Origin of the sequence: Streptomyces sp. NPDC048278 (assembly GCF_040652195.1) — a bacterium.
Taxonomy (GTDB): domain Bacteria; phylum Actinomycetota; class Actinomycetes; order Streptomycetales; family Streptomycetaceae; genus Streptomyces.
In genome coordinates this window covers 51,066-60,375 of record NZ_JBEZLP010000052.1, presented here as the reverse complement: position 1 = coordinate 60,375, position 9,310 = coordinate 51,066, and the positions used below count along the sequence as shown (strand labels likewise).

The window sequence follows — 9,310 nt, the reverse complement described above, 5'->3', positions numbered from 1 at the left end:
CCCGCGTAGGACCCGAGGCTGAAGGACTTCTGCACGTACCCGGAGGCCGCGTTGAGGTTGGAGTACGTGGCCAGCGTGGTCGAACCGGCGGTGACCGTCAGCTTGTCGTACTGGGTGCTGGTGGTGGTCTCGGCGGTGTCGATGTGCAGGTAGAAGGTGAACGTGGTGGCGGTGCAGCCGGACGGGATCGTCACCGACTGGGACAGCGTGTCGGTGTGGGTCGAGCCGTAGCCGTCGAGCCACGCCTTGTAGGAACCGGTACGGGCCGCCTCACCGCTGTCCGTGGTGATGACACCGCTGGTCGCCGTCCAGGTCGTGTTGCCCGACTCGAAGCCCGGGTTGCCCAGCAGCTGGGACGAGGTGCAGGTGCCCCCGCCGCCGCTGGAACTGACGGTCCAGGTGAAGGAGGCCGTGCCGGTGGCACCCGTCGAGTCGGTCACCGTGACGGTGGTGCTGTAGGTGCCCGCCGTCGTGGGTGTGCCGGTGATGGCGCCGGTCGAGCTGCTGATCGACAGGCCGGTCGGCAGACCGGTCGCCGCGTAGGTCAGCGAGCCGCTGTTGGTGCTGCTCGCCGATATCTGCAGGCTCACCGCGGTGCCGACGGTCGAGGACTGGCTGCCCGGGTTGGTGACCGTGACGCCCGAGGTCGGCACGGTGATGTGGCTGCCGACGTTGATGCCGGCGAACGCGTTGCCGACACCCGCGTACTGGGCGGAACTGGTGCCGTACAGCGCGGCTGCCGCGTTCAGGGCGGCGGTGCGGGCGCCCGCGTAGTTGGTGCTGGACGTCATGTACGTCGTCAGCGCCTTGTACCAGATCTGCAGGGCCGCGGCCCGGCCGATACCGGCGACGGCGACGCCGTCGGAGGTGGGGCTGTTGTACGTGACGCCGTTGATGGTCTTGCTGCCGCTGCCCTCGGACAGCAGGTAGAACATGTGGTTCGCGGGCCCCGAGGAGTAGTGCACGTCGAGGTTGCCGACCCCCGAGTACCAACTGTCGGCCGACGAGCCGTCCTTGTCCGGCTCGTCCATGTAACGCAGCGGCGTGCCGTCGCCGTTGATGTCGATCTTCTCGCCGATGAGGTAGTCGCCGACGTCGGAGGAGTTGTTGGCGTAGAACTCCACACCGGTACCGAAGATATCGGAGGTCGCCTCGTTCAACCCGCCGGACTCACCGGTGTAGTTGAGCCCCGCCGTGTTCGAGGTGACGCCGTGGCTCATCTCGTGGCCGGCCACGTCGAGGGAGGTCAGGGCGTGGGTGCTGCTGGTGCCGTCGCCGTAGGTCATGCAGAAGCAGTCGTCGTCCCAGAAGGCGTTGACGTACGCCGTGCTGTAGTGGACGCGCGAGTAGGCGGCGACGCCGTCGTTCTTGATGCCGCTGCGGCCGAACGTGTTCTTGTAGAAGTCCCAGGTCATCTGGGCGCCGTAGGCCGCGTCGGCGCCGGCGGTCTGGGTGTTGGAGCCGGATCCGGTGCCCCAGACGTCGTCGGAGTCGGTCATCAGGGTGCCGGTGCCCGACGTGCCGTTGTTGAGGCTGTACGTCTTGTGGCCGCCGCGCGTGGTGTCGTACAGCTGGTACGTCGAACCCGACAGGGTGGTGTTCAGGGTGACCGTGCCGCTGTACTGGGTGTTGCCGGTGCCGGTCTGGACGGCCTGGTAGCGGTAGAGCTCCTTGCCGGTGGTGGCGTCCGTGACGACGTGCAGCTTGCTGGGCGTGCCGTCGTCCTGGAAGCCGCCGATCACGGTCTCCCAGGCGAGCTTCGGGGTACCGTTCCCGGCCCAGATCACCTTGCGGGCGCTGTCGGCGACGGGCTTCTGCGCGTCGAGGGCCTTGGCCGCCTTGAGCGCCTTGGTCTGGGCGGCGGACTTGCTGTAGGCCGCGGTGACCGTGGGCACCGTGATGGTGCGCTTGCTGTTGAAGGTGGTGCTCACCGTGCCGGCCGCGAGGGAGGCGGGCGGGGTGTGCACGATCAGGTCGCCGCCGAGGACGGGGAGACCGCCGTAGGTGCGCTCGTAACGGGTGTGCAGGGTGCCGTCGTTGTCCTTGACGACGTCCTTGACGACCAGCTTCTCCTTGGCGCCGAGCCCGATGGTGCGGGCGGTGGCGGCGGTCTTCTGCTGGGCGCTCTTGATGAGGGCCGTGTGCTGGGCGGGGGTGAGCTTCGCCTCCAGGCCGCCGGTGCGCACGGGGCTCGGGTGGGGGGTGGCGGGCTTGGCGTTCGCCGGGACCGACTGGATGCCGACGGCGAGGAAGGCCGCGGTGGAGACCAGGGCGGCTCCTACCGTGGCCCGTCTGTGGGGAAGACGTCTCACTCGTACTCCTCCTGCTACGGCCGCCGGGTCGCGGCCGGTGACAGACCGGGCAGACGGGGATGTGCTGCCCGGGAAGAGCTGAGCTGTGCGGGGACCGGGATCCGTGGACCGGGTTGCGTGGTCCGCGATCCGTGGACACGCCAGGGAGAAAGCGTGTGCTGAGCGAGGATTCCAGATTTGACCCGCACATGTCAGCCAGGTCGGGAGCGTTCGAGGGTTTTCCCTATGCAGGGCGGCGGACTCACCGCCGAGGCCCGGCAGAGCCGGGCGGCCACCGCGGACGATCAGCGCGAGCCGCGTCACTTCGGTGGATTTATTCTGTTACTGACGGATTCGGACACTGACGGATCCAGTCTGTTCCCGAAGGAATCCCCGACCGACCGTCGGCAGCTCCCACCCCCACGGAAGGGGCCCACGCATGCGGGTCTTCATCGTCGGCACAGGCAACATGGCGGGCGGTATCGCCACCCGGGCCCTGGCGGGCGGGCACACGGTCCGGCTCGTCGGTACGGATCCGGCCAAGGCCACCGCGCTCGCCGACGCCCTGGCCGAGCGGACGCCCGGGGCGGACGTGGCGCCCGCCGTGCCGGACGCGGTCGGGTCCGCGGACGTCGTGGTGCTGGCCGTGCCGTTCGACGCGGCCCGGCAGGTCGTGACCGAGTACGGGGACCAGCTCGCCGGGAAGACCGTCGTCGACATCTCCAACCCGGTGGACTTCTCGACCTTCGACTCGCTCACGGTGCCCGCGGACAGCTCGGGCGCCCAGCAGCTGGCCGAGGCCGCCGCGCCGGGCACGCACCTGGTGAAGGCCTTCAACACGACGTTCGCGGGCTCGCTGGTCGCGGGCGAGGTGGGCGGGCTGCCGCTGGACGTGTTCATCGCCGGCGACGACGCCGCGGCCCGTGACCAGGTGGCGGAACTGGTCGCCTCCGGCGGGCTCAACCCGGTGGTCGTCGGCGGACTGCGGCACGCCCGGGAGCTGGAGGGCATCCAGCTGCAGCACATGGCCCTGCAGACCCGGCCCGAAGGGCACGGCTGGATGAGCGCGATCAAGATCGTCGCACCCTGAGCCCCCTCGGTGACCCGCCTGGGCCGTCCCTGCGGCAACTGTGCCGATCCATGTTCCCGGGCGGCAGCTGAAGTCCCGGTGAACGCCCCCGCACACGCCACCGGCACGTAGTACCTTCCCCCACAACAGCGGTGACTCTGGGGGGAGTTGCACACATGCACGGCACGACGGACGGTTTCCACTACGGCGCGGTGACTCCGGTCGCGGCCTATCTGATGGCCTGTCTGGGCGGGGCGCTGGGGCTGCGCTGCATCGTCAGGTCGCTGTACCACCACGGGGAGTCGTGGCGGCCCGGCTGGCTCGCCCTGGGGGCGGCCTCGATCGGCTGCGGCATCTGGACGATGCACTTCATCGCGATGATCGGCTTCCATGTCCAGGAGACCACGATCCGCTACGACGTGGGGCTGACCCTGCTCAGTCTGGCGGTGGCGATCCTGGTGGTCGGCATCGGCGTCTTCGCGGTCGGCTACCGGGGCGCGACCGCGGGGACGCTCTGGACGGCGGGCGTGATCACCGGTCTCGGCGTGGCCGCCATGCACTACCTGGGCATGGCCGCCCTCCGCTTTGACGGAACGATTCACTACGACCGGCTGACGGTCGCCCTCTCCGTCCTGATCGCGATCGCGGCGGCGACGGCGGCGCTGTGGGCGGCCGTGTCGGTGCGGGGTTTCACGGCGAGTCTGGGCGCGAGTCTGGTGATGGGCCTGGCGGTGTCGGGCATGCACTTCACCGCCATGGCGGCCGTGAGCGTCGACGTGCACCGGGCGTCCGCCACCTCCTGGTCGAGCGCGTCACCGACCTCGCTGCTGCTGCCCATGCTGCTCGGCCCGGCCGTGTTCCTGCTGCTGGCCGGGGTGGTCGTGATGTTCGACCCGCTGCTGGTCATGGGCGAAGCGGACTGGGACCGGCAGGCCGCCGGACGGAACGGCCCGCCGGCGGCGCCGGCCGGAACGGCGCGCTCACGCCCACCGGGCCGACGAGGCTCGCGCACGCCCGGCAACCGCGGCGGCCGTTCGCCGCGCCCGGCACCGGCAGGACCGGGCCCGCACACCACGGAGACCCACCCCGCGCCGTCCGGCACCGACCGGTACGGCACCCCGGGCCGCCCGGCACCCGGCCGCACCGGGCGCTTCGGTGCCCCCGACCACCCCGCCTCCGGGCCACAGAATCCGTACGGAGCCCCCTCGAACCCTTACGAATGGTGACCGGCCCCGGTCCGATCACCGCGCCCGCACCCGCGCCCGTCCTCGCCCTGCCGCCTCGGCCGGTCCTGCCGGTCCTGCCGGTCCTGCCGCAGTAGACCCGGTGTTCACCACCGCAGCACCGGCTGCCTACAGTTCTGCCGCGACACATGATCGACCACGAGGGTGCGGTGCAGGACTTTACTGGCGTGTTCGAGACCCATCTGACCGTGCCGCTGCCGGGCCGGCTCGGCGACGGCGACGAGGCGCTGGGTCTGTGGGCGAAGCGCAACGCGATGAAGTACACGAGGATCCGGCTCGACCGGGGCAGCATCCCCGACCAGCCGATGCTCACCTACGGCGGCAAGGGCGTGCTGTCGGCGCAGCGGTTGGAGGCACAGGAGTGGGTGGGACGCCTCCAGGACGAGGGCTTCAGCGTTGCACGGGTGAAAATCGAAGCGGCCCCGTGGAATGCGGACGTGCCGCAGACCGCGGAGGAGGCCGCCGCGCTTCCCGCGCACAGCTATTTCGAGCACCACGTGAAGCTCGTGCTTGCCGGTGATGCCGATGTGGCCGTTGTGCGGGCGCTCGGCGGGCGCCACGCGGCACACGTGTCCTGGAACGCTCGCCGGGGCATGGACGGGGGGCGTCATGAGCGCTTCGTCACCCAGCGCTGCCGGGGAGTCGGCCGGCCCGAGGCCCGTCGAAGGCTCCAGGCCTTGTTGGGCGATCTCGCGGACTCGGGGCATGCAGCCGTGGAGGTCGAGGAGGAGTTCGTGGTGCACGACGACAACCCGGACGTGGACGCGGGCTGGGGCGACGGACCGGACAAGGCCGCATGACCGAGGACCGGCAGGAATCAGACCACGCGGGCGACGGGCCGTCGGGCGACTGCGACCCACCGGAGACCAGCTCCTCCCCAGAGTTTCCCGGCCGCCGGCCCACAGCCCGTCGTGCGGCTCTCGATCATGTGCTGGGTCTCATCGCCGAAGCCCCGTGGAGCGACAGCCTGGTTCTGCGCGGAAGCATGGTCATGCCCGCCTGGGCCGGAAGCCGGGCACGTGAGCCGGCCGACCTGGACTTCGTCGTTCTGCCGGAACGGAACACCGTCGTCGATGCCCTGGATCCGTACCCGCACGTGGAGCGGATCGATGTCGTCCAGCAGTGGCCGGAGGCCCTCGACGGCGCCGCCCGCTACGAGATCTGGATCGACGGGGAGGAGGAGTACGAGACGCGCGGACTGCGCCCCCGCACTCCCCCGGACGGGCTGCACTGGCAGACGGACCCGGATCCGTCGGACCCCGTCCCTCCCCACGACGGCCTGCTCGACCTGGTGCGCCGACGACCGGAGGCGGCGCCGGGAGTGGTGCTGGTCACGGACGACGCCCGCCAGGACCACACCTGGGGATACGCCTACAGCGGGTACGACACGGCCGGAGTCCGCATACTCATACCGTTTCGGGCGGACGGGGTGCCCGGCGGTGAGGTCCAGCTTGATTTCGCCCTGGACGAGAGGCTTCCGCACCCGCCGGTGTGGACCCTGGTGCCCCGCGGAGACGGCGGCGCACCGTCGATCGTCCGAACAGCGAGCAGGGAACTGTCCCTGGCCTGGAAGCTGTTGTGGCTGTACACCGACGCCGCAGCCGGCGACAGACAACAGTGCAAGGATCTCTACGACGCCGTCCTCCTGGCAGAGGACAGTCGCACCCGGCTCTCCCCACGACTCCTGCGGAGGGTCCTCCGTGACTCCCCCACGGGTGCTGTACCGGATGGCTTCACCTTGGACTCGGTGCGGTTCGACGAAACGGACTGGGTGAGGTTTCAGGCAGATCGCCCCAACATCCAGGGAACCGCGCAAAGTTGGCTTCAGAGACTGACCGCAGCTCTGCCACCGGAAACCCTGCCTACTGGGTGCCGCCGCCGGCGAACGCACGGAACTCGGCGCTGACACGGGCACGCCGGACGACGGAGCCGGTCGGCGACATCCCGCACGAGCCCGGCACCCGCTGACGACGACCCCGGGTCCGCTCTCCGTCCCGGGATGCCCGCGCACCGTCGCTTTCGACCGGTGCTCCGACCGGTGCCTCGACAGCCGAATGCGGTTCGCCCCATTGATCGTTGTACCGTTCCCGCGTGTCTGACTCCTCACGCAAGACCGCAGAAGGCGCCGGCTGGGGCGAGGCCGAGCGCGGCGCCTACCGCCAACTGATGCCGGACCATGTCGAGAAGCTGTTCTGGTTCAACCCGAAGACCATGTGGGCGGCCCGCAACGGGGTGCTGGCCTCCTGGTTCGGCGATCCGACCGGCCGTACCCGCAGTCGCTGGGTGGCACAGCGGGCGGTCGCCGGGGCGCCCGCCGACAAGGTGATCAGGCGTCATGAGGCGGACCGGTTCTCGTTCATGGTGATCGGCGACACCGGCGAGGGCGACGACTCGCAGTACGCCGTGGTGCCGGGGTTCCTGAAGGCGAGTCGGGACACCGACTTCGCGGTGATCGCGAGCGACGTGATCTATCCGGTGGGCACCACCGACGACTACGGCACCAAGTTCTTCCGCCCGTACCGGGACTATCCGGCGCCGATCTACGCGATACCCGGCAACCACGACTGGTACGAGGACCTCGGCGCGTTCATGCGCGTCTTCTGCGACGACGCCCCGGCGCTCCCTGCCGAACCGAGACCGCGTCCGCTCACCCGCGCCTGGTGGCGCGCCCTGCTCTGGCACCGGCCCCGTGAGGCGGACGAGCAACTCCTCACGCAGGCGCAGAAGTTGCGGCCGAGTCAGGAACAGACGGCCGTACAGCCCGGGCCGTACTGGGCCATCGACGCCGGGCCGGTCCGGATCGTCGGCATCGACACCGGGCTGCTCGGCACGATCGACGCCGAACAGGGCGCCTGGCTGCGGGAGGTGTCCCGGGGGCCGCGGCCGAAGATCCTCGTCACCGGCTCCCCGCTGTACGTGGACGGCGAGCACCACCCGTGCGCGATCGAGGGCGGTGGCACGGTCGACGACGTCGTCCGCGACCCGGCCCACCACTACGTGGCGGCGATCGGCGGCGACATCCACAACTACCAGCGCTACCCCGTCGACGTGGACGGGCGCACCATCCAGTACGTGGTCGCGGGCGGCGGCGGTGCCTTCATGCACGCCACCCACACCATCCCCCCGGTGTCGGTCGCGAACGTCACCGAGGACGACTTCCGCTGCTACCCGCTGCGCGGCGACTCCCTCGCGTTCTACAGCCGGCTGTACGGCCGGCGGCTGCGGCTCCGGCGCTTCTTCACCCTCACCGAGGCGGAGGCGACGGCCGTGATCGCCGAGCGCCTCGGCATCAGGCCCGGGCGGCTGCCCGCCCCGGACACCCGGGTCGGCCGCCGTGCGCGCCTGGTCGCGACCCTGCTGGGCGCGGGCAGCCGCCCGGACCGCGGGCCACGGTTCCGGCTGCCCGTGAAGAAGATCTACACGCAGCTGTTCTCCCCCGGCTCGGCCACCTACAGCCCGCCGTTCTTCAAGTGCTTCCTGCGCCTCGACGTCAGCCCGGAGGCGGTCCGGCTGCGCTGCTTCGCCGCCACCGGGAACCGCCCCCAGGAACTGGATCCGCCGGTCGAGGACGAGATCACCATCCCGCTGACCTGACCCCGAGCTGATCACACTCCCGCAATGTTCGGGTGCCACAATCGGGGCAGAACTGACGTACGACCGCTGGAGGACCCGTGCCGTCCACCCCCCGCCCGCTGCGCAGACTGGGCTTCCTCACCATCGGCCTGTTCGACGGCGCCGATCCGGGCCGGGGGCACGAGTCCACGCTGGAGATCATCGAGCTGGGCGAGCGGCTGGGCTTCGACAGCGCGTGGGTGCGCCACCGGCACCTCCAGTACGGCATCTCGTCGCCGGTCGCGGTGCTCGCGGCGGCCTCCCAGCGCACCAGCCGGATCGAGCTGGGCACCGCCGTGATCCCGCTGGGCTGGGAGAACCCGCTGCGGCTCGCCGAGGACCTGGCGACCGTCGACCTGCTGTCCGGCGGCCGTCTCAACCCGGGTGTGAGCGTGGGCCCGCCCATGCACTACGAGCAGGTCAGGGAGGCCCTCTACCCCGACACGGCCGACGTCGAGGACTTCAGCTACGAGCGGGTGCGGCGGCTCCTGGACTTCGTCCGGGGCAAGCCGGCCACCGACTTCAGCGGGGTGGAGGGCTTCGAGGTGTTCTCCGACGTCGTCCAGCCGCACTCGGCCGGGCTCGGGCGGCGGCTCTGGTACGGCGGCGGCAGCCTCGGCTCGGCGCGCTGGGCGGGCGAGCACGGCATGAACTTCCTGACCAGCAGTGTCGTTCGGGCCGGGGACGAGGCGGACGGGTACGACTTCACGGAGATCCAGCTCTCGCACATCCGGGAGTTCCGCGCCCGCCACCCGGACGGCGAGGCGGCGCGGGTCTCCCAGGGGCTGGTGGTCATCCCCACCGACTCCGCCACGCCGCAGCAGCGCGCCCGGTACGAGGCGTACGCGGCCAAGCGGCTGCCCCGCACGACGGCCCCGCAGGGCCCCGGGCGGCTGCTCTTCGCGCCGGACATCGTCGGGACCTCGGCGGAGATCGTCGAGCGGTTGCACGCGCACGCCGCCTTCCGCGAGGTCGACGAGGTGGCCTTCGCCCTGCCGTTCACGTTCGAGCACGAGGACTACGTCCAGATCCTCACGGACATGGCGACCCATCTGGCCCCGGCGCTCGGCCGGCGCCCCACGGCCACCGCCTGA

7 protein-coding genes are annotated in these 9,310 nt (G+C 70.8%); 6 read left to right on the top strand and 1 reads right to left on the bottom strand.

Features of this window, described 5'->3' with window-relative positions; genetic code table 11:
• Positions 1 to 2,312 (bottom strand): M4 family metallopeptidase (locus AB0D74_RS46935; RefSeq protein WP_362601479.1); only part of this gene is annotated, 2,312 nt, incomplete at its 3' end.
• Between the two features lie 418 nt (positions 2,313 to 2,730).
• On the opposite strand from AB0D74_RS46935, the gene AB0D74_RS46930 reads away from it, so the two are divergent.
• From AB0D74_RS46930 to AB0D74_RS46905, 6 genes are all read left to right on the top strand, one after another.
• Positions 2,731 to 3,381 carry an NAD(P)-binding domain-containing protein gene (locus AB0D74_RS46930; protein ID WP_362601477.1) on the top strand — a complete coding sequence of 217 codons (651 nt, stop codon included), beginning with the start codon at positions 2,731 to 2,733 and terminating at the stop codon, positions 3,379 to 3,381.
• A 155-nt stretch (positions 3,382 to 3,536) separates the two neighbouring features.
• Complete coding sequence (locus AB0D74_RS46925) at positions 3,537 to 4,586, top strand: MHYT domain-containing protein (protein WP_362601474.1); 1,050 nt, start codon at positions 3,537 to 3,539, stop codon at positions 4,584 to 4,586.
• A 146-nt stretch (positions 4,587 to 4,732) separates the two neighbouring features.
• Entirely contained in the window at positions 4,733 to 5,404 is a 672-nt protein-coding gene (locus AB0D74_RS46920; protein ID WP_362601471.1) for a hypothetical protein, read from the top strand.
• Positions 5,401 to 6,510, top strand: coding sequence for a nucleotidyl transferase AbiEii/AbiGii toxin family protein (locus AB0D74_RS46915; RefSeq protein WP_362601468.1), 1,110 nt, complete (start codon positions 5,401 to 5,403; stop codon positions 6,508 to 6,510). Before AB0D74_RS46920 ends, AB0D74_RS46915 begins: the two co-directional genes overlap by 4 nt.
• 185 nt (positions 6,511 to 6,695) lie before the next feature.
• Positions 6,696 to 8,198, top strand: a complete 1,503-nt coding sequence (locus tag AB0D74_RS46910) for a metallophosphoesterase (protein ID WP_362601464.1) — start codon at positions 6,696 to 6,698, stop codon at positions 8,196 to 8,198.
• A 77-nt stretch (positions 8,199 to 8,275) separates the two neighbouring features.
• Positions 8,276 to 9,310, top strand: coding sequence for an LLM class flavin-dependent oxidoreductase (locus AB0D74_RS46905; RefSeq protein ID WP_362601461.1), 1,035 nt, complete (start codon positions 8,276 to 8,278; stop codon positions 9,308 to 9,310).

Bases quoted from the DNA above. Each gene is read 5' to 3' on its own strand.
- AB0D74_RS46920 (WP_362601471.1), top strand. From the start codon at position 4,733: ATGATCGACCACGAGGGTGCGGTGCAGGACTTTACTGGCGTGTTCGAG.
- AB0D74_RS46930 (WP_362601477.1), top strand. From the start codon at position 2,731: ATGCGGGTCTTCATCGTCGGCACAGGCAACATGGCGGGCGGTATCGCC.
- AB0D74_RS46925 (WP_362601474.1), top strand. From the start codon at position 3,537: ATGCACGGCACGACGGACGGTTTCCACTACGGCGCGGTGACTCCGGTC.
- AB0D74_RS46915 (WP_362601468.1), top strand. From the start codon at position 5,401: ATGACCGAGGACCGGCAGGAATCAGACCACGCGGGCGACGGGCCGTCG.